Annotated in this window: 19 protein-coding genes; 8 read left to right on the top strand and 11 right to left on the bottom strand. The window is 70.0% G+C overall.

Annotated features, from left to right (window positions below; translation table 11 throughout):
• Both PINTE_RS14140 and PINTE_RS14135 read right to left on the bottom strand, forming a co-directional pair.
• Nucleotides 1-240 (bottom strand): hypothetical protein (locus tag PINTE_RS14140; protein ID WP_217996596.1); only part of this gene is annotated, 240 nt, incomplete at its 3' end.
• Nucleotides 237-683, bottom strand: a complete 447-nt coding sequence (locus PINTE_RS14135) for an SRPBCC family protein (RefSeq protein ID WP_068431925.1) — start codon at nt 681-683, stop codon at nt 237-239. The genes PINTE_RS14135 and PINTE_RS14140, both read right to left, overlap by 4 nt.
• A 313-nt stretch (nt 684-996) precedes the next feature.
• Between PINTE_RS14135 and PINTE_RS14130 the strand changes: the two genes are divergently transcribed.
• Nucleotides 997-2,817, top strand: coding sequence for an AMP-dependent synthetase/ligase (locus PINTE_RS14130; protein ID WP_068431916.1), 1,821 nt, complete (start codon nt 997-999; stop codon nt 2,815-2,817).
• A 139-nt stretch (nt 2,818-2,956) separates the two neighbouring features.
• On the opposite strand, the gene PINTE_RS14125 is transcribed toward PINTE_RS14130, so the two are convergent.
• Nucleotides 2,957-3,799, bottom strand: coding sequence for a hypothetical protein (locus tag PINTE_RS14125; protein WP_068431913.1), 843 nt, complete (start codon nt 3,797-3,799; stop codon nt 2,957-2,959).
• Between the two features lie 266 nt (nt 3,800-4,065).
• Nucleotides 4,066-4,278: a hypothetical protein gene (locus PINTE_RS14120; protein WP_068431910.1), complete on the bottom strand. Its 213-nt coding sequence runs from the start codon at nt 4,276-4,278 to the stop codon at nt 4,066-4,068.
• 145 nt (nt 4,279-4,423) lie between these two features.
• Here PINTE_RS14120 and PINTE_RS14115 point away from each other — a divergent pair, with 145 nt between their 5' ends.
• Both PINTE_RS14115 and PINTE_RS14110 read left to right on the top strand, forming a co-directional pair.
• Complete coding sequence (locus PINTE_RS14115) at nt 4,424-6,340, top strand: DEDD exonuclease domain-containing protein (protein ID WP_084343610.1); 1,917 nt, start codon at nt 4,424-4,426, stop codon at nt 6,338-6,340.
• Nucleotides 6,337-6,615: an Lrp/AsnC family transcriptional regulator gene (locus PINTE_RS14110; RefSeq protein WP_068431907.1), complete on the top strand. Its 279-nt coding sequence runs from the start codon at nt 6,337-6,339 to the stop codon at nt 6,613-6,615. The genes PINTE_RS14115 and PINTE_RS14110 overlap by 4 nt, the downstream gene beginning before the upstream one ends.
• A gap of 188 nt (nt 6,616-6,803) precedes the next feature.
• Here PINTE_RS14110 and trpD read toward each other — a convergent pair whose 3' ends face one another.
• Nucleotides 6,804-7,904, bottom strand: a complete 1,101-nt coding sequence (gene trpD / locus PINTE_RS14105; protein WP_068431923.1) for an anthranilate phosphoribosyltransferase — start codon at nt 7,902-7,904, stop codon at nt 6,804-6,806.
• Nucleotides 7,905-7,908: 4 nt separating this feature from the next.
• Nucleotides 7,909-8,394: a response regulator transcription factor gene (locus PINTE_RS14100; protein WP_068431904.1), complete on the bottom strand. Its 486-nt coding sequence runs from the start codon at nt 8,392-8,394 to the stop codon at nt 7,909-7,911.
• A 388-nt stretch (nt 8,395-8,782) separates the two neighbouring features.
• Here PINTE_RS14100 and ctaE point away from each other — a divergent pair, with 388 nt between their 5' ends.
• The 5 genes from ctaE (at nt 8,783) to PINTE_RS14075 (ending at nt 13,767) form a co-directional block, all read left to right on the top strand.
• Entirely contained in the window at nt 8,783-9,472 is a 690-nt protein-coding gene (gene ctaE / locus PINTE_RS14095) for an aa3-type cytochrome oxidase subunit III (protein WP_169798534.1), read from the top strand.
• Between the two features lie 54 nt (nt 9,473-9,526).
• A complete protein-coding gene (qcrC, locus tag PINTE_RS14090; protein WP_068431897.1) occupies nt 9,527-10,315 on the top strand; it encodes a cytochrome bc1 complex diheme cytochrome c subunit in 789 nt (262 codons plus the stop codon).
• A gap of 40 nt (nt 10,316-10,355) precedes the next feature.
• The gene (gene qcrA / locus PINTE_RS14085) at nt 10,356-11,504 is read left to right on the top strand and encodes a cytochrome bc1 complex Rieske iron-sulfur subunit (RefSeq protein WP_068431894.1); all 1,149 of its coding nucleotides are present in this window, start codon (nt 10,356-10,358) and stop codon (nt 11,502-11,504) included.
• On the top strand, nt 11,501-13,243 hold the full coding sequence (gene qcrB / locus PINTE_RS14080; protein WP_068431891.1) for a cytochrome bc1 complex cytochrome b subunit: 1,743 nt from the start codon (nt 11,501-11,503) through the stop codon (nt 13,241-13,243). Before qcrA ends, qcrB begins: the two co-directional genes overlap by 4 nt.
• Nucleotides 13,244-13,416: 173 nt before the next feature.
• Nucleotides 13,417-13,767: a metallopeptidase family protein gene (locus PINTE_RS14075; protein ID WP_068431888.1), complete on the top strand. Its 351-nt coding sequence runs from the start codon at nt 13,417-13,419 to the stop codon at nt 13,765-13,767.
• 68 nt (nt 13,768-13,835) lie between these two features.
• Here PINTE_RS14075 and PINTE_RS14070 read toward each other — a convergent pair whose 3' ends face one another.
• The 5 genes from PINTE_RS14070 to aat all read right to left on the bottom strand — a co-directional run bounded on the left by PINTE_RS14070 (nt 13,836) and on the right by aat (nt 19,324).
• Nucleotides 13,836-15,077: a L,D-transpeptidase gene (locus PINTE_RS14070; protein WP_245642953.1), complete on the bottom strand. Its 1,242-nt coding sequence runs from the start codon at nt 15,075-15,077 to the stop codon at nt 13,836-13,838.
• Nucleotides 15,078-15,404: 327 nt separating this feature from the next.
• Nucleotides 15,405-15,827 carry an aa3-type cytochrome oxidase subunit IV gene (gene ctaF / locus PINTE_RS14065; RefSeq protein WP_068431881.1) on the bottom strand — a complete coding sequence of 141 codons (423 nt, stop codon included), beginning with the start codon at nt 15,825-15,827 and terminating at the stop codon, nt 15,405-15,407.
• Complete coding sequence (gene ctaD / locus PINTE_RS14060) at nt 15,824-17,569, bottom strand: aa3-type cytochrome oxidase subunit I (RefSeq protein WP_068431877.1); 1,746 nt, start codon at nt 17,567-17,569, stop codon at nt 15,824-15,826. The genes ctaF and ctaD overlap by 4 nt, the downstream gene beginning before the upstream one ends.
• Complete coding sequence (gene ctaC, locus PINTE_RS14055; RefSeq protein ID WP_068431874.1) at nt 17,569-18,462, bottom strand: aa3-type cytochrome oxidase subunit II; 894 nt, start codon at nt 18,460-18,462, stop codon at nt 17,569-17,571. The genes ctaD and ctaC overlap by 1 nt, the downstream gene beginning before the upstream one ends.
• A gap of 184 nt (nt 18,463-18,646) precedes the next feature.
• Entirely contained in the window at nt 18,647-19,324 is a 678-nt protein-coding gene (gene aat / locus PINTE_RS14050; RefSeq protein ID WP_068431919.1) for a leucyl/phenylalanyl-tRNA--protein transferase, read from the bottom strand.
• Between the last annotated feature and the right edge of the window lie 67 nt (nt 19,325-19,391).

The following is a 19,391-nucleotide window of genomic DNA, read 5'->3' as shown; positions in this document are numbered from 1 at the left end:
CGGCGTCTGCGCCGGGCCGCCCGGCTCCCGCGCCGACGCCCCGCCGGCGGGAGCGAACGCCTGGGTGAGCGCCTCGATGAGCAGCCGGCGCTCCTCGTCGAGGTCCGGCCCGCGCCGCTGCGGCTCCGGCTCTTCCGGCTGGTCAGCCTGCTCCGACTGCTCCGACTGCCCCTCCTGAGCAGGTTCGTGCTCGTCGGGCTCGTCGGGCTCGTGGTGGTCGTCGGGGCCGGAGGCCGTCATCGGCCGCCTTCGACCCGCGACTTCAGGCCTTGCAGGGCGGTCGTGACGATCGACTTCTCCGCCTTGCGCCGCATCATCGCGGGCACCGGCATGGCCAGGTCGACCGAGAGCCGGTACGTGACGACGGTGCCACCCTCGTGGGCGACGAGGGTGTACGAGCCGTCCATGGCGCTCAGCGCCTTGCCGCGAACCAGACCCCAGGAGACGACGCCGGTGCTGTCCTCCTCGACATCCCAGGTGTAGCGCAGCACGTAGGTGTCCTTGATCACCCCGGCGTCGAGCACGAACTCGGCCTCGTCGGCCCAGCCCTCGTCGTCGCTGAGCACCCGTACCGACGTCAGACCGGAAACCCAGGACGGGTAGTCCTCGAGATCGGCGATGACGTCGAGCACCTCCTGCGCGGGAGCGTCGATGAACAGTTCGGATTCGGTCTGCTGGGCCATGCTTCGCACCGTACCCGGCGAGCAGCGGCGCGGCGGCCAGACGACGCGCACGGCCTGCTGTCGTGGCGAGGCCGGTTACCGCACGCTCCTGCGAGACCGCTTCCGGGGTCGCGGCGACGTCACACACGAACGGTGGCGAACACCCATCGTCGTGGCGGCACGCACCCATCACGAGGTGACGACATACGACATTCCCGGCCCCTACCTCCCGTGGGACGAAAGGGTCGGTTACCGTCGTGAGAAAGCCTGGCCACCGACCCCACCTGCATCGTTGCCCTTCGGTGGCCGCCCCGACGCGACGGAGCGTGCCCACATGCAGGAGATCATCGTGGATCCGGTCAACGAGCCGAACGAGCTCGCCAACCTGGGTCAGTTGCCGGCCCACCACGCCGCCCACAACCCCGGCGCAGCCGGCTTCGGCGTCCGCGAGGGTGAGGTCTGGACCGATATCACCTATGCCGAATTCGCCCGCCGCACCAGCGAGATCGCCAAAGGCCTGATCGCCGCCGGGGTGGAGCCGGGTCAGCGGGTGGGGCTGATGAGCCGCACCCGGTACGAGTGGACGCTGGTCGACTTCGCGATCTGGGTCGCCGGGGCCGTCTCCGTGCCGGTCTACGAGACCTCCGCGCCCGAGCAGGTGGCGTGGATCCTCGAGGACTCCCAAGCGGTCGCGGTCGTCGTGGAGTCCCCTGAGCACGCCCAACGCGTCGCCCAGATCCGCGACGACCTGCCCCAGCTCGCGCACGTGTGGCAGATCGAGGGCGGCCACCTCGACGAACTGGTCGCAGCCGGCGCCGACGTGGACGACGCGACGCTGGCCGAACGCACGGCCGTGAACACTCGCGACGACCTCGCGACGATCATCTACACCTCGGGCACGACGGGTCGGCCCAAGGGGTGCGAACTGACCCACGGCAACTTTCTGACGCTCACGGAGAACGCGATCATCGCGGTCGGCGACGTCGTCGACCAGCCTGCGTCGACGATCCTGTTCCTGCCGTTGGCGCACGTGCTGGCCCGCCTCATCCAGGTCGTCGCCTTCACGGCCCGGGTCAAGATCGGGCACTCCCCCGACATCTCCGACCTCATGGGCGACCTGCAGAGCTTCAAACCGAGCTTCCTGCTGTGCGTGCCGCGGGTCTTCGAGAAGATCTACAACGCCACCGACCAGAAGCTGGCCGCCGAGGGCAAAGGCCGGTTGTTCCGGCTCGCGGCGAAGACGGCGATCGCGTACAGCCGCGCCCTCGACGAAGGACGCGTTTCGCTGGCCCTGCGGGCCCAGCACAAGGCCATGGACGTCATCGTGTTCGCCAAGCTGCGCGCGCTCATGGGCGGCCAGGTGCGCTACGCGATCTGCGGTGGTGCGCCGCTGGGCACGCGGCTCGGGCACTTCTTCCGGGGTGTGGGCATCCACGTGCTCGAGGGGTACGGGCTCACGGAGACGACGGCGCCGACCAACGTGTGCACGCCGCACGCGACGCGGATCGGCACGGTCGGGCGGCCCATCCCCGGCGTGGGGATCCGCGTCGCCGACGACGGCGAGATCCTCGTCAGCGGAGTCGGGGTGTTCCGCGGCTACCACAACAACGAGGAGGCGACCCGCGAGACCTTCACCGAGGACGGCTGGCTGCACACCGGCGACCTCGGCGAGGTCGACGACGACGGCTTCCTGAAGATCACCGGCCGCAAGAAGGAGATCCTGGTCACCGCGGGCGGCAAGAACGTCGCGCCCACGGTGCTCGAGGACGTCGTGCGCGCCCACCCGCTGGTCTCGCAGTGCCTCGTCGTCGGCGACCAGCGCCCGTACATCGCGGCGCTGCTCACCCTCGACTCCGAGATGCTGCCGGGCTGGGGCAAGGCCCACGGCCGGCCCGACATCAGCCTCGAGCAGGCCTACGACGACGAGATGGTGCACGAGCACCTGCAGCAGGCCATCGACCGCGCCAACAGCTCGGTGAGCCGGGCCGAGTCGATCCGCAGCTTCCGGGTGCTGCGCACCGACTTCACCGAGGACCGCGGGTACCTCACGCCCTCGTTGAAGCTCAAGCGTCACGTCATCTACAAGGATTTCGCCGACGAGGTCGAGGCCCTCTACACGGACGCCGACGCCAAGCACCGCGCGTCCCGCGGCTGACCTCCCGCGCGCCGAGCCGACCGCGCCGGTCGTCCCGCGCCGTCGTCCCACGCCCGTCAGCCCGAGCCGGTCATCCGCGCCGGTCGTCCCGCGCCGTCGTCCCACGCCGGCAAGCACGAGTCGGCGCCCACCGGTCACGTCAGCCCGCCTCGGCCAGTCGCCTGAGGTCGGCCTGCCAGGCGCGCGTCAGCGCGCCGTTGTCGAGACCGGCAGCCCTCACCGACCCGGCCTCCATGGCGACCCGCGGCGCCTGCGCTCCGGCGCGTTGCGCGAGCGTGCGGCACGCCAGCCACGCCCCCGCGTAGGCATCGAGTCGCGAGCTCACCGGCCCCTCGAAGTCGGCCTGCTCGGGGAGGTGCTCGGGCGGCCCGTGCGCCCGCACCTGGGCCAAGAAGTCACCGGCCACCACGTCGGGCCCGACCCCGACCGCCTCGTACGCGACCCACTGCGCGAAACCCTCGCTGAGCCAGGCAGGCGCGCCGGCCTGGGGGGCCTCCGCGGCCTGCGTACCTGCCCCGGAAACCGTCGGGTCGGCGCGCACGGCCACGTGCACCGCCTCGTGAATGACCAGCGCGCGGCGCCCCTGCCCCGTGGCCGACTCCCAGGCCACGGGATCGAGCACGACGACGCCGCTGCCGTCGGCTCCCGGGACGGTCATGGCTGGGGCCACCTCGTCTGTCGGTGCGGGCGTCTCGCCGCCCCCGGTCGACGTGGCGGCGGACGCCCCCGTTCTCCCCGCCACACGCGCCCATTGGGCCCGGTCGGCGGGCGCCACGATGAGCAATCGGCTGTTCCAAGGGCGGCGCCACGCGGATCGCACCGCGGCCAGGGCCTGCGCGCCCGCAGCGCTCAGTTGGGCGCCCTTGTCGGCGGGCAAGTTCGAGACGACGGCCACCTCCCCCGTCTGCGCTCCCTCGTCGGCATGACGCACCTGCACGCCCGGCAGCTCCCAGGCCGGGTTGTCCGCCAACGCCGACGCCACCCAATCGGGTGCCGCCGCTGCGGCTGCCGAACCCGTCGCACCCGCGCTAGAACCAGCCGCGCTCGAACCGAAGCTCGAAGCGGGGCTCGAACCAGAGCTCGAACCAGGGCTCGAACCGGTCGCGCTCGAGCCAGGGCTCGGCGTGGCCGCGTCCGGCCCGCTGAACCCCACTCCGGGAGAGCAGCCGGTCAGGCCCGCGACCAGAGCGGCGAGCAGCGCGAGGACGGCGACGATCACGGCCGGACGGCCGGACCGCGCGCCCCCGCTCAGCCCACCCGCGCGCCCGACCACGGCTCGCTCACGGCGCGCAGGCGCACGGACTCACGGACATCGACGAGCCCGGCGCCGACGAAGACGTCGACGGCGCGACGCTCCTCGTCGTCCAGCGGCATGCCGGGGTGGGCGTCGAGCAGGACGGGCACGATGCAGTCGTCGCACGAGCGGCCGCGCACCGGGCACGTGGCGCAGTCAACGAACATGGTTGCCTCCTTGATCGGCCGGGCGCACCGCGCGCCCGTTCGGCGTCTTTCGACGTGTCGACGACGCTATGCGCGACCACCGACAAGATCGCCGCCTCCCGTGTCGCTCCGGGTCTTGTCGGTGCTCACACCTACGGTCTGCCTCATGTACCGATCCGCGCTCTCCCAGACCACCGAACGCCCCGCCACGGTAAGGGCGGCCGGGCCCGGTCGGCCTGCCGCGCGGCCCGTACAGAGCACGTTCGACGACCTCGGCACGCCGCTGTCGAGCGTCACCTTCGTCGTGGTCGACCTCGAGACCACCGGGGGAAGCGCGCAGGACTGCGCGATCACCGAGATCGGTGCGGTCAAGGTGCGCGGCGGCGAACGCCTCGGCGAGTTCCAGACCCTCGTCAACCCCGGTGAGCCCATCCCGGCGTTCATCGCGGTGCTCACCGGCATCACCGACGCCATGGTCGCCGCAGCGCCGCGGATCGCGACCGTGCTGCCCGCCTTCCTCGAGTTCGCCGGCGATGCGGTGCTCGTGGCCCACAACGCCGGCTTCGACATCGGGTTCCTCAAGGCCGCCGCCGCGCGCCAGGGCCTCGCCTGGCCCGGCAACCGGGTGCTCGACACGGTACGGCTGGCCCGCCAACTGGTCAGCCGCGACGAGGCCCCCAACCACAAGCTCTCCTCCCTCGCCGTGCTCTTCGGCGCCGAACAGACCCCCGACCACCGGGCCCTGCACGACGCCCGCGCCACCGTCGACGTGCTGCACGGGCTCATCGGCCGGGTCGGCAACCTCGGGGTGCACACCCTCGAAGAGCTCACCGCCTACAGCTCGCGGGTGAGCCAGGCGCAGCGCCGCAAACGCCACCTGGCCGCCGGCCTGCCCAACGCCCCGGGCGTCTACATGTTCCGCGCCGACGACGGGCGGGTGCTGTACGTCGGCACGTCGGTCGACATCAAGCGCCGCGTGACCGGCTACTTCACCGCCTCCGAGCAGCGCAGCCGCATGGCCGAGATGGTGGCGCTGACGGTCGGGGTCACGCCCGTCGTGTGCGCCACCCCGCTGGAGGCGGCGGTCCGTGAGGTGCGCCTCATCGCCGAGCACGATCCCACGTACAACCGGCGCTCCCGCCGCCCGCAGAAGCGCCCCTGGATCAAGGTGACCCAGGAGCCGTTCCCGCGGCTGTCGATCGTGCACCAGGTGCGTGACGTAGACGTCAGCTATGCCGGGCCGTTCCCCTCCGTGCGCGCCGCCCAGGAGGCCATCGACGCCGTCCACGAGGTGCTGCCGCTGCGGCAGTGCACGCGTCGGTTGTCACGCTCGCGCGAATCCCCGGCGTGCGTGCTCGCCGATCTCGGTCGGTGCCTGGCGCCGTGCCGGCTGGGGGCGGTCACCGAGCCGTACACGCAGGTGGTGCAGCGGCTGCGCGCCGCCCTCCAGGGCGGATCCCGCGAGGTGTTCGGCCTGCTCATGGAGCGGATGGGGCGGCTGTCGGCCGGAGAGCGCTACGAGGAGGCGGCCGTGGTGCGCGACCGGCTCGCGACCCTGACCCGCGCCATCGATCGGGCCCAACGCGTGGCGGCTCTCGTCGCGATCCCCCACCTGGTCGCGGCCCGACGGCACCCGACCGGCGGGTGGGAGATCGTCTGCGTGCGGCACGGCCGCCTCGCGGGGGCGGCCCGCAGCCCCGGTGGCGCCGATCCGATGCCGCACATCGACGCCTGCACGGCGATGGCCGAGCACGTGCCCGCTCCCGCGGCGCCCACCGGGTCCGCACTCATCGAAGAGAGCGAACTCGTGCTGCGGTGGCTGGAGACCGACGGCGTGCGCCTCGTCGAACTCGACGGCCGCTGGTGCTCGCCGATCGGCGGCGCCGGTGCGGTGCTGCGGGGCGGGGCTGCGGCGACGACCGCGTCGGCTGCCAGCGCGGCGACCGGCACGACGACGACGGCGACGGGCACGACCACGACATGCGAGGCCACGAGCTGCTCGACCGGGGTCCGCGGGGAGCCGAAGGGCCGAGGTGCGAACCGGGTCGATTTCGCACGGGCCTCCTCTACAGTGGCCAGGTGATCTCCGCCATCGTGCTCATCAACGCCGACGTCGCACGCATCCCGGAGGTGGCCCAGGCCATCGCCGAGCAGAGCGGCGTGTCCGAGGTGTACTCCGTGACCGGCGACTGCGACCTCATCGCCATGGTGCGGGTCCGCGATCACGACCAGCTGGCCGACGTCATCGCCGACCGCATCAACAAGACCCCGGGCATCACGCAGACGCGCACGCACATCGCGTTCCGCACCTACAGCCGGCACGACTTGGAGGCAGCGTTCGCCATCGGTCTCGACTGAGGTCACGCAGCCGGACTGAGGCCACTCGCCCCGCTGAGGCACACGGCCGCGCTGAGGTCGCACGGCTGCGCTGAGGTCGCACGATTGGGCTGAGGGCACACGGCCGCGCTGAGGTCACCCGGCTCCGGCGGCCGACGCAGACGCGGTCGGAAGCCAGGGGCCGAGGGCCACAAGATCAGAGGGCCAGGTCAGCCTTGCCCGGCGGCGACGGTCGCGGCGCGCCATCGTTCCAGGGTGGCCGCGGCGGCCCCCTCATCGAGCGCGCGGCGAGCCCGTTCGATACCCGCCGCGAGGGCCGCGTCGAGACTCGGCTCGTCAGTCACCCGGTCCCCGGACGCCACCGCGAGCGCCACCCCGGAGTTCAGCAACACCGCGTCGCGGATCGGCCCGGTCGCTCCCGCGAAGATCTCGCGCACGACCCCGGCGTTGTACGCCGCGTCGGCCCCGCGCAGGCTCTCCAGCGGGGCGTAGTCGAGCCCGAGGCGCGCCGGGTCGACGCTCAACGCGCTCACCTCGCCGCCGTCGACCCACCACAGCGACGACGTCGTCGAGATCGTCAGTTCGTCGAGTCCGTCGTCACCGCGGAACACCGCCGTGCGGTGACCGCGCGACGCGAACACGTCGGCCACCAGCGGCGCCATCCGCGCGTCCGCGACCCCGACCGCCGCGTAGTCGGGCTGCGCCGGGTTCGTCAGCGGTCCCAGCACGTTGAACACCGTCGGAACCCCGAGCTCGGCGCGCACCGGTCCGGCGTAGCGCATCGACGGGTGGAAGCGCTGGGCGAAGCAGAACGTGATGTCGGCCTCCTGCGCCACCCGCTCGACCTGCTCGGGTTCCAGCGTCAGGTTGACGCCGAGGGCCTCGAGGCAGTCGGCCGTACCCGACCGCGAGGAGGCGGCCCGGTTGCCGTGCTTGACGACGCGCACGCCCGCGGCCGCCACCGTGAGCGCGGACATCGTGGAGATGTTGACCGTCTGAGCCCGGTCGCCGCCGGTGCCGACGATGTCGATCGCCGGGCCGGGCACCGCGATGCGGTGCGCGTGCGCGAGCATGACGTCGGCGACGGCGCGGATCTCCGTGCTGGTCTCCCCCTTGGCGCGCAACGCCATGAGGAATCCCGCGATCTGGGCCGGGCTCGCGTCGCCCGACATGATGCGGTCCATCGCCCAGCCCGCGTACCCGAGGCTCAGCTCCTGACCCTGCAGGAGTCGGGTGAGCACGTCGCTCCACCCGCTCGGGGTCGCCTCGCTCTCGACGGCGGCGACGGACGCGTCGGCCTGTGCTGCCACCACCTCAGCGGGCGCCGGACGCGGCCGGCTGCGAGCGCTCGCGGGCCATCTTCGCGACCGCGTCGGCCATGGCCAGCGGGTCGACCGGGTGCGGAACGGCGTAGTCGGCGTAGGACCAGGACGCCAGCCACCCGTCCTGCGGGCGACCGGTCAACACGATGACCGGCGGGCACTGGTAGACGGAGAACTTCAGTTCGCGACACACGCCGAGCCCGCCGTAGGGCACCGCCTCGCCGTCGAGGACGAACACGTCGAGTCCGCCCTCCGCGGCTGCGGCGAACACGGCGTCGGCGGTCGCGCACTCCACCCAGGACTCCACCTCGACGTCGCGGCTGGGCCGTCGACCGACGGCCATCTTGACCGCCTCCCGCGTGGTCACGTCGTCGCTGTAGACCAGCACGCGCACCCGATGGTCGACCGCCCGGCCGCCGGCGGCGGCGCGCCGAGCGGCGCCACCGGGGGTGGCCTGCGAACTGTCTGCTGCCGTCATGGCTGTGATCCTACCCACCGACCCCGTCCAGGGGTCCGGGACCCGCGCACGTGTTCCCCGCACCCGGTCCGTCTCCCCGACCACCCCTACGCGGCTCGTCAGCCGGACGCCCCGGGCCCCGCGCATCGCCGTGGCCGTCACCGCGGCCGCGACCGTGACCACGCCCGAACCGCTCCCTGACCAGGGCCTGACCGCAGGCTGACGAGGACATGAAGATGCCGGTCAACGGGCTTCAGCCCGGCAAGCCTCGCTGGAGGGCCGCTCGACACAGCCGCGGAACCGCGTCCGCACACGACCATTGCGCAAGGTCGTCGCGCCGACAGAGTCACCAACCTGCAACGCGCCCATTGCTCCCCAACGGCACATGGACCCCCGACTTGTGACCATAATGGCGCTCGTGGCGACCGTTTCCGATACTCACGCACACCCGCCGGCGCACTCCGGGCACTCGGGCCATTCCGGCCATGCACCCGGGTCCGGCCCCGTCACCAGGCCCAACATGGCCTCGGTCGGGACCATCGTCTGGCTCTCCAGCGAATTGATGTTCTTCGCGGGCCTGTTCGCGATCTACTTCACGATCCGCTCGGTGCGCCCCGACCTGTGGGCGATGGAGACCCCGAAGCTCAACATCGTCTTCGCGACCGTCAACACGCTGATCCTCGTCATCAGTTCGGTCTGGTGTCAGCTCGGCGTCTACCGCGCCGAGCAGGGCCGCGGCTCGCGGGTCGGTGGACTGTTCAACGTGGCCGGCTGGGGCATGCGTGAGTGGTACGTGCTGACGTACCTCTTCGGCGGCGTCTTCGTCGCCGGCCAGGTCTTCGAGTACGCGGAGTTGACCATGCACGGCGTGACGCTGTACTCGAACGCCTACGGCTCGGCCTTCTACATGACCACCGGCTTCCACGCCATCCACGTCACCGGCGGTCTCATCGCGTTCCTGCTGATCATCGGTCGCACGTTCACGACCCGGACCTACTCGCACCGGCAGGCCACCGGCGCCATCGTGACCTCGTACTACTGGCACTTCGTCGACGTCGTCTGGATCGCGCTCTGGGCCACGATCTACCTGCTGAGGTAGTAGCTTTCCCACTCGCGCCCACCTGCCCAGCCCTCTGACGCCAAGGACCGCACCGTGAAATCACTCGCCGCCCGTCGTCGCCACCCCGCGGCACTGATCGTGCTCCTCATCATCGGCCTCTTCGCCACGGGGGGGCTGTACGCGCTGTTCTCCCCGACCGCCGGTGCGCAGACCAAGACGATGACCGCCGCGGACATCGAGACCGGCCGCAAGATGTTCCTGGCCAACTGCGCCAGCTGCCACGGCATGCAGGCCCAGGGCACGGCCGACGGCCCCTCCCTCGTGGGAGTCGGAGCCGCCTCCGTCGACTTCCAGATGGGCACGGGCCGCATGCCGCTGGCCGCCCCGTCGGTGCAGGCCCAGCGCACGTTCCCGGTCAAGTTCAACCAGGAGCAGATCGACCAGGTCGCCGCGTACGTGCAGTCGCTGGGCCCCGGCCCCGCGATCCCCGACGAGCAGTACGCCAGCGGCGTCGGCGGCGACACCGCCCGCGGCGCCCAGATCTTCCTCGTCAACTGCGCGATGTGCCACAACTTCGCCGGCTCCGGCGGCGCGCTGACCCGCGGCAAGTGGGCGCCGCCGCTGCAGAACATCGAGGGCAAGCACATCTACGAGGCGATGCTCACCGGCCCCCAGTCCATGCCGGTCTTCAACGAGGCCAACCTCAGCCCCGAGGCCAAACGAGACGTCATCGCCTACCTGCACGAGCTCGACAAGAAGGAGAGTCCCGGCGGGCACAGCCTGGGCAACATCGGGCCGGTCGGCGACGCGTTCTTCTTCTGGCTTCTCGGTATCCCCCTGATGCTCGGTGCGGCCATCTGGCTCGGCCGCAAGGCCCCGTGATCACCCGCCCCCGGACCCTCGGACCGACAGGATCTCAACGATGAACGACAACGCGACGTCGCCGCAGCCCGATCAGGGCTCGTCGGCGGTCAGCCTCGACCACGGGCACGTGGAGGGCACGGGCGGGTTGCCCGAGCGGTTCGAGAACCCCGGCCTTCCGCCGCACACCCCGCGCCGCACCGACCTCGACCCGGCCGCCGCCAAGCGGGCCGAGCGGCAGGTGCTCGCCCTGTTCACCCTGTCGATCATCGGCACCCTGCTGTTCGTCTTCGCGTACTTCGCGTTCGACGTCGACCAGCTCGTGTTCATCCCGTTCTTCGGGCACCTGAGCATCCTGCACGTGCTGCTCGGCCTGGGCATGGCGCTCAGCCTTCTGGGCATCGGCATCGGCGCCGTGCACTGGGCCAAGACCCTCATGCCCGACACCGAGACCGTCGAGTACCGGCACCCGGTCGCCGCCTCGGCCGAAGACCGCAAGGGCGTCGTGGACACCCTCGTCGACGGCCGAGAGAAGTCCCAGCTCGGTCGGCGCCCGATGATCGGCATCCTCGGCGGCACCGCGATGGGCCTGTTCGCGGTCCCGCCGCTCCTGCAGGCCGTCGGCGGACTGGGCACGCTGCCCGGCTCCGAACTCAGCGAGACGTTCTGGCAGCGCGGCATGCGGCTCATGCGCGACCCCGAGATGACCCCGATCCGCGCGACCGACGTGACGATCGGGTCGGCGTACCACATCCTGCCCGAGCACATCGGAGCCAGCGTCGAGGAGCTGGACCGGCTCGGTTTCGTCTCCGACGAGGAGCGCCGCACCGGCGACTACCGCTTCGACCAGGACCTGGACTACCTGCAGCGCAAGGTCAAGGCCTGCGTGCTGCTCATGCGCCTGAAGCCCGAGGACCTGCAGGACCAGAAGTCGCGCGACTGGGGTTACTACGGGATCGTCGCCTACAACAAGATCTGCACCCACGCCGGCTGCCCGGTCGGGCTCTACGAGCAGCAGACGCACCACCTGCTGTGCCCGTGCCACCAGTCGACGTTCGATGTCACGCAGGACTGCAAGGTGATCTTCGGACCCGCCAAGCGGCCCCTGCCCCAGCTGAAGATCACCATCGATGACGAGGGTTACCTCATCGCCGATCAAGGTTTCGCCGAGCCCGTCGGCCCGAGCTTCTGGGAGATCGAGAACCGATGAGCACCGCCGCCACTCCGAAACACGGCCCCGAGAACCCGTACGGGCACGGACACGCCGACCCGCGTCGCTCGTCGGCGAGCGGCTCGAAGGCGGGCGCACTCGCCGGCTGGTTCGACGACCGAACCGGGCTGGCCAAGCCGGTCCGCTACCTCATGCACAAGGTCTTCCCGGACCACTGGTCGTTCATGCTCGGCGAAGTCGCCATGTACTCGATGATCGTGGCCCTGCTCACCGGCGTGATCCTCACGCTGTGGTTCGTGCCGAGCATGGGGCACGTCTACTACGACGGCGCCTACGGCCCGCTCAACGGCATCGGGATGTCCGAGGCCTACCGCTCCACCCTCGACATCTCCTTCGAGGTCAAGGGCGGCCTGCTGATCCGCCAGATCCACCACTGGGCGGCGCTGTTCTTCGTCGGGGCGGTGGGCCTGCACGCGGCCCGCGTGTTCTTCACCGGCGCGTTCCGCAAGCCCCGCGAGATCAACTGGGTCATCGGCACCGTGCTGCTGCTGCTGGCCATGGTCGAGGGCTTCGCCGGCTACTCCCTGCCGGACGACATGCTCTCCGGCGTCGGCCTGCGAGTCATGGAGGGCTTCGTGCAGTCCTCCCCGATCATCGGCTCGTACCTGTCGTACGCGATCTTCGGCGGCGCCTTCCCGGGCCCGGAGGTCATCATCCCGCGGCTGTACATGGCGCACATGCTGCTCGTGCCGGCCATCATCATCGGGCTGTTCACCGCGCACCTCGTGCTCGTCATGGTGCACAAGCACACCCAGTACCCCGGCCCGGGCAAGACGAACGACAACGTCGTCGGCTTCCCCGTCATGCCGGTGTACGCCGCCAAGGCCGGTGGCTTCTTCTTCATCGTCTTCGGCATCATCTCGCTGATCTCCGCGCTGGTCGCGATCAACCCGGTCTGGCTGTACGGGCCGTACGACCCGTCTCCGGTGACGGCGGGTGTGCAGCCCGACTGGTACATGGGCTTCGCCGACGGCGCGCTGCGACTGCTGCCGGGCTGGCTGGAGTTCTCGACCTTCGGGTTCACCTGGTCGCTGAACCTGGCGCTCGGCTCGATCATCCTGCTGCCGGTCATGTTCACGCTCATGGGTGCCTACCCGTTCCTCGAGGCGTGGATCACCGGCGACAAGCGCGAGCACCACATCCTCGACCGCCCGCGCAACAACCCGACCCGCACCGGCATCGGCATGGCCGCCATCACCGCCTACCTCGTGATGTACCTGGCCAACGCCAACGACCACATGGCCGTGAAGATGGGCCTGTCGATCAACGACATCACCATCGCGTTGCGGATCCTGTTCTTCCTCGGCCCGATCATCGTGTTCATGGTCACGAAGCGGCTGTGTCTGGCCCTGCAGCGGCACGACCGCGAGCGGGTGCTGCACGGCGAGGAGTCGGGCCGCATCGTGCAGACCGCCGACGGCCGGTTCTTCGAGGTGCACGAGCCGCTCGACGAGTACACCCGCTGGAAGCTCGTCGGCTACGAGTCGCAGCGCCCGCTGGAGATCACCTCCGGGGAGGACCAGCACGGCGTCGCTGAGCCCACCGCCAAGAAGGACAAGCGTCGGGCCGCCTGGTCGCGCTTCTTCTTCACCGACCGTGTGGAGCCGGTCACCCCGACCGAGCTCGAGGCCGCCCACCACGACGGTCACGGCCACGAGACGATCGACGACGGCGACGAGCGTCGCGCCGTGACGAGCGGCTCGTCGGCACACCACTGAGACAGGCACCACCGCGAGGGCGGGGTCGACGCACCGGATGCGTCGGCCCCGCCCTCTGCACATGGTGGGAGATCTGCCGCGTCTGCGCGGGCGATCCTCCCACCATCTACGCGGGTCGGGTTGGCCCCCCTGCCGACCGACCTGCCCACCAGAGGAGGAGGCATGTCGGCAAGATGTTTCAGATGAGCGAGGACGAGTTCTCCGAGCTGGTGGCGGACGCCCTCGACGAGGTGCCCGGTGAGCTTCTCGACCTGCTCGACAACGTCGTCGTGCTCCTGGAGGACGAGCACCCCGACGGGCTAGAACTCCTCGGACTCTACGAGGGCACTCCCCTGACCGACCGCAGCGACGTCTTCGGACCCCCGATCCTTCCGGACACGATCACGATCTACCGCGGCCCGACGCTGCGGATGTGCGCGGATGCCCATCAGGCGCGCGAGGAGGTCGCGATCACCGTCGTGCACGAGATCGCGCACCACTTCGGCATCGACGACGAGCGGCTACATCGGCTCGGCTGGGGCTAGGACGCACGCCGAGCACCCGTCGCACCCGCCACGCGCTCCGTTGGTGCCAAAGAGCGCCCTCCAGCGCCTCAGGCGGCGTCCGTCGCAGCTGTGGCGCTGGAGGGGGCGCTCGGCGTGGCGGCCGTGGACGGCGTCCCGCTGGGGGTCGCGCTCGGAGTCGGGGCCGGTGTCTTCGGCGGCGTGTAGAGCGCGCTGCGGGCCTGCCACTGCGCGTAGTCGAAGAGCCACACGCCGACGCCGTCGGTGGGCTTCATCTTCCGCGGCGAGTTCACGAAGTCCACGACGTCACCGGGCAGGCTCGCGTTGAACATCTGCTTGGCGTCGCGCGGGCCCATGTTCACGCAGCCGTGCGAGACGTTGCGCCGGCCCTGCGCCCACACCGACCAGGGCGCCGAGTGCAGGAACTCCCCCGTGTTCGTCACCCGCATCGCGTAGTTGACCTCGGTGCGGTAGTAGTTGGGGTCGTCCTTCGGCACCCCGAGGGACGCGGCGTCCATGACCATGAACGCCCGCTTCTCGGTGATGATCTTCGTGCCGGACCGGGTGCGCCAGCTCTTGGTCGCGCGCCCGGAACTCACCGGGTAGGTCGCGACGAGTTTGCCGTTCTCCTTGACCGTCATCACGTGGTTGCCGACGTCGACCGTGGAGATGCGGGCCCGCTTGGCGATCGTGAACGCCGCGGTCTTGTCCTGCGTCACCCACTTCTTCTCGCCGGTCTGCACGCCGCGCAGCGCCGCGTTGACGCTCACCTTCGTGTTCGGCTTCCAGTACTCCTTGGGCCGCCACATGAGCTGGTTGTCGGTCAGCCAGCCGAACGAGCCCTCCTGGGCGGGCGTGGTCGTGACCTTGACCTGCTTCTCGACGTTGGCGCGCATCTGCGGCGTCATGACGTTCGTGTCGAAAGTGATCATGACCGGCATGCCGACGCCCACGGTGTCGGCGTCCGGGGTCACCCGGTAGGTGGCCTCGACGGTCGGCTTGAGCGTGGTGAACGCGCGGCTGAACGAGCCGGGGGTGCCGTCATCGGAGACACCGGTGGCCTTGAGGGTGTAGACGGCGCCGGGCGCCATCATGTCGACGAGGCGCCACGTGCCGTTCTCCAGCTCGCCGCGCAGTTCCTTACCGTCGGGGCCGACGAGGGTGACCGTGTGCAGGCTCCCCTCGATCGTGGAGACGGTGACGGTGGCGTCCGGGCGCACGTCCTTGGCGCCCTTGACGACCGATGTCTGGAACGACACCGGCGGTGCCGGGGTGCTTCCGGAGCCGGGCCCGTCGGCCAACGGGCTGGACTCACAGCCGGCGATGGACACGGCGAGCGCACCCGCCGACAACGTCGCGATCGCGGCGCGCGTCGCGGAGCGCACAGCGGTTCTGGGGCCGAGAAAAGACGAAGTCTTCACGCGCGAACAGGTCCCTTCGGTGACACGCCATTGACCGACCACCGTCGGCCGGTGATCGCCCCCGTCTCGGCGCTCAGCTCGGGCCGACCGGCCGCGTGCTGGACCCCCCCCCCCGGGTCACGCGCCAATAATTGACGCTTCCACTGTAACCCGCGAAACCCCCAGTTCAGAAGCACCTGTGAATACAACAGGGCCCGAACCGAATTCGGTTCGGGCCCTGTTGTATGCAACGAATGCTCAGGCGGCGTCTCCGCGGAAGAACTCGAACGTCCAGCCGAGCAGGGCGACGACGCCGAAGACGACGCCGATGACGAACAGCCACCAACCGCTGTGGTTGGTCAGCGCCAGCCCGAGGAAGACGATCGCCGCCGACCCCCCCAGAAAGAGCGGCCACCAGCTGTAGGGGGCGTAGAAGCCGTAGTCGCCCGCCGAGTCCGCGATCCGGCCGTCGGGGTTGTCGGCGGGGTCGCGGTCGAGCTTGCGAATGGTCGCCATGAGGTACATGCCGACCATGGCCCCCATGCCGGCGAGCAACCCGAGGCCGATGACACCCACCGGCTCCCAGGTCGGCCGGAACGTCGCGGTCAGCCACCCGTACAGGATCGCCAGCGGCAGGAACGCGACGATTCCGGCGAGGAACAGCTTGGCAATGGTCCTCATCGAACGTCACCGTCCTGTCGCGAGTCGCGGTGGTCGCCACGCAGCTGCTGCAGCACGTGCTCGTCGGCCGACGGCGAGGCGTACGTGACCGTCTCCGGGTGGTTGAGGTCGAACGCGGGACGCTCGGAGCGGATCCGCGGCAGCCGCTCGAAGTTGTGCCGCGGCGGCGGGCACGAGGTGGCCCACTCGAGCGAGGCGCCGTAGCCCCACGGGTCGTCGCTGGTGACCTTCGGCGCGTGCCGCCACGTCTTCCACACGTTGTAGAGGAACGGCAGCATCGACAGGCCGAGCAGGAGGGAGAACACGGTGGAGAACTGGTTCATGAACTCGAAGCCGTCTTCGACCATATAGTCGCCGTAGCGGCGCGGCATGTGCTGCATGCCGAGCACGTGCTGAATGAGGAACGTGCCGTGGAAGCCGAAGAACAGCATCCAGAAGTGGATCTTGCCGAGCTTCTCGTCGAGCATCTTGCCGGTCAGCTTCGGCCACCAGAAGTAGTAGCCGGCGAACATCGCGAAGACGACCGTGCCGAACACCGTGTAGTGGAAGTGCGCGACGACGAAGTACGAGTCGGACAGGTGGAAGTCGAGCGCGGGGCTGGCGAGGACGACACCGGTCAGGCCGCCGAAGAGGAAGGTGACGAGGAAGCCGAGCGTCCACACCATCGGCGTTTCGAAGGTCAGCGAGCCGCCCCACATCGTGCCGATCCAGTTGAAGAACTTCACGCCGGTCGGCACCGCGATGAGCATCGTCATGATCGCGAAGAACGGCAGCAGGATCTGGCCGGTGACGTACATGTGGTGCGCCCACACGGTCATCGACAGGGCCGCGATGGCGATTGTCGCGAAGATCAGCGTCTTGTAACCGAAGATCGGCTTGCGGGAGAACACCGGCAGGATCTCGCTGACGATTCCGAAGAACGGCAACGCGATGATGTAGACCTCCGGGTGCCCGAAGAACCAGAACAGGTGCTGGTACAGGATCGGTCCGTCGTTGGCCGGGTCGAAGATGTGCATGCCGAAGAGGCGGTCACCGATGAGGCCCATGAACGCCGCGGTCAGCACCGGGAAGACCATCAGCACGAGGATCGAGGTGACGAGCACCGTCCAGCTGAAGACCGGCATCCGGAACATCGTCATGCCGGGCGCCCGCATACACACGATCGTCGTGATGAAGTTGACGGCACCCATGATCGTGCCGAAACCGGTGAGGCCGAAGCCGATGAGCCACAGGTCGCCGCCCAGGGTGGGCGTGAACGTCGCGTTCGACAGGGGCGCGTAGGCGAACCAGCCGAAGGAGGCGGCGCCGCCGGGCACGAGGAACCCGGAGACCGCCATGAGCCCACCGAACAGGTAGAGCCAGTAGGCGAGCATGTTCAGGCGCGGGAACGCGACGTCGGGGGCGCCGATCTGCAGCGGCAGCAGGGCGTTCGCGAAGCCCGCGAACAGCGGGGTCGCGAAGAGCAGCAGCATGATCGAGCCGTGCATCGTGAACAACGAGTTGAACTGCTCGAGGTTGTCCACGACCTGCAGCCCGGGCTGGAACAGCTCGAGCCGGATGATCAGGGCCAGCAGGCCGCCCAGCATGAAGAACGCCATCGACGTGACGAAGTACAGGTTGCCGATGACCTTGTGGTCGGTGGTCGTGATGACCTTGACGATCTTGTTGCCCTTGGGCCCCGGCGCGTGCGTGCGACGGTCCGGCGAATCCGCGGATGACCGCGGCGTGGTCAGAGTTGCCATCAGTTCACACCTGCCTGCGGGGTCGGAAGGTACTGCTGCTGCCCGGGCTCAAGGGGCTGGCGCGACAGCGAGTTGTCGAGCATGCCGGTCTGGCCGGCCTGGCGCAGCGCCTGCATGTGCTGGTCGTACTCGGCCTGGTTGACGACCTTGACGTTGAACAGCATCGTCGCGTGGTAGGCGCCGCACAGTTCGGCGCACTTGCCGACGTAGTCGCCCTCCGTCGTGGTCGTGACCTGGAACTTGTTGACCTTGCCGGGGATCATGTCGAGCTTCTGCTGGAAGGCCGGCACCCAGAACGAGTGGATGACGTCGCGGGCCGTGAGCACGAACTCGACGCGGCTGTTGACCGGCAGGTACAGGGTGGGCAGGGTCTGCTCGACGCCCGGCTGACCGGTGAGCTGGGCCTGCACGCCGGAGTCCCAGACGCCGGCGTCGACGTAGTTGAAGTCCCAGCTCCACTGCTTGCCGACGACATTGACGGTGACATCGGGCTGCTGGGAGGTGTCCAGCAACGCCGCCTCGTCGCGGGCCGTGAAGTAGAAGATCACACCGACCATCATCACCGGGATGATCGTGTACAGCACCTCGATCGGCACGTTGTACCGCACCTGCGGCGGCAGGCCGACATCATCCTTCTTGCGGCGGAACTTGATCATGCAGTAGATCGTCAGTCCCCACACGAGCGCGCCGACGAGCCAGGCCGCGATCCACATGGCCACCCAGAGCTGGCTGACGCGGTCGGCGCCGGTGGTGGCGCCGTAGGGCAGCCAGCCTCGGGACGCCTCGCCGTGCGCTGTGCTGCACCCCGCGACCGTGAGCATGAGCAGGGTGGCGCTGGTCAGGAGGAGAACCCGCCGCCTGCCGCGACCGGGATTCTTGCGTTGCACAGGCACGAGGCACCTTTCGTGTCGTTCCTACCCACGTGAGCTCGGGGGCTGCCGCTCGGCGTTCCCCGCATCGGGGTGCCCGTCGAAGGCCTGGCTCCACAGTCTCACTACGGCCCTGGCTGGGACCAGGGGTATTCGCGAAGTCAGCATAGTTGCTCGATCGTCTCACCGGCGCTCCCGGGCACGAACTTCACGCACCCGGCGCGCCGCTGAACGGCGACCAGGAGGGCGCCGGGGCAGACAGTACCTGATCGAGCCGGTCGAGGTAGTCGGTGCGGGGCAGTTCGACGGCGCCGAGGCTGGCCAGATGCGGTGTCACCCACTGCACGTCGAGCAGCCGCGCGGAACCGTCCGTCGGCAGCACCCGCTCGACGAGCGCGACGAGGGCGACCTTGGAGGCGTCGGTGGCCCGGTGGAACATCGACTCACCGGCGAACAGCCCGCCGATGCCGACGCCGTACAGGCCCCCCACGAGCTCGCCGTCGCGGCGCACCTCGACGCTGTGCGCGTGCCCCCGTGCGTGCAACTCGGTGTAGGCCGCGACGACCGCGGGCGTGATCCAGCGGCCCGTGCGACCCGGGTCGGCGCAGGCGCGCACGACACCCTCGAAGTCGGTGTCGACACTCACTTCGAAACGCCGCACCGACTTACGCAGCGACCGGGAGACCCGCAGCCCACCCGGCAGGAACACTCCGCGGGGGTTGGGCGACCACCAGCCGACCGGAGGCCGACCGCCGCGCCCGACGCCCATCGGGAACAGCCCGTGCCGGTAGGCCGAGAGGACGACGTCGGGCTCCAGTTCGCCGCCGACGACGATGAGTTCCCAGTCGTCGGGCACCTCGTCGGGCCGGCGCAGCGCCCGCCACACCGGCTCCCACGCGGCGTCGGCCGCTCGCGCGGCGTCGGTCTCGGTCGGGTCGAGCGGGGCCGTCGGG

Origin of the sequence: Piscicoccus intestinalis NBRC 104926, from assembly GCF_001515525.1 — a bacterium.
Lineage (GTDB): Bacteria > Actinomycetota > Actinomycetes > Actinomycetales > Dermatophilaceae > Kineosphaera > Kineosphaera intestinalis.
The sequence above is the reverse complement of the archived record's forward strand: the minus strand, read 5'-3'. Positions and strand labels throughout refer to the sequence as shown.

Excerpts from the sequence above, each read along its gene's own strand:
- PINTE_RS14135 (WP_068431925.1), bottom strand. The coding sequence starts at position 683 with ATGGCCCAGCAGACCGAATCCGAACTGTTCATCGACGCTCCCGCGCAG.
- PINTE_RS14130 (WP_068431916.1), top strand. The coding sequence starts at position 997 with ATGCAGGAGATCATCGTGGATCCGGTCAACGAGCCGAACGAGCTCGCC.
- PINTE_RS14120 (WP_068431910.1), bottom strand. The coding sequence starts at position 4,278 with ATGTTCGTTGACTGCGCCACGTGCCCGGTGCGCGGCCGCTCGTGCGAC.
- PINTE_RS14115 (WP_084343610.1), top strand. The coding sequence starts at position 4,424 with ATGTACCGATCCGCGCTCTCCCAGACCACCGAACGCCCCGCCACGGTA.
- PINTE_RS14100 (WP_068431904.1), bottom strand. The coding sequence starts at position 8,394 with ATGACGGCAGCAGACAGTTCGCAGGCCACCCCCGGTGGCGCCGCTCGG.
- ctaE (WP_169798534.1), top strand. The coding sequence starts at position 8,783 with ATGGCGCTCGTGGCGACCGTTTCCGATACTCACGCACACCCGCCGGCG.
- qcrA (WP_068431894.1), top strand. The coding sequence starts at position 10,356 with ATGAACGACAACGCGACGTCGCCGCAGCCCGATCAGGGCTCGTCGGCG.
- qcrB (WP_068431891.1), top strand. The coding sequence starts at position 11,501 with ATGAGCACCGCCGCCACTCCGAAACACGGCCCCGAGAACCCGTACGGG.
- PINTE_RS14075 (WP_068431888.1), top strand. The coding sequence starts at position 13,417 with ATGTTTCAGATGAGCGAGGACGAGTTCTCCGAGCTGGTGGCGGACGCC.
- ctaF (WP_068431881.1), bottom strand. The coding sequence starts at position 15,827 with ATGAGGACCATTGCCAAGCTGTTCCTCGCCGGAATCGTCGCGTTCCTG.
- ctaD (WP_068431877.1), bottom strand. The coding sequence starts at position 17,569 with ATGGCAACTCTGACCACGCCGCGGTCATCCGCGGATTCGCCGGACCGT.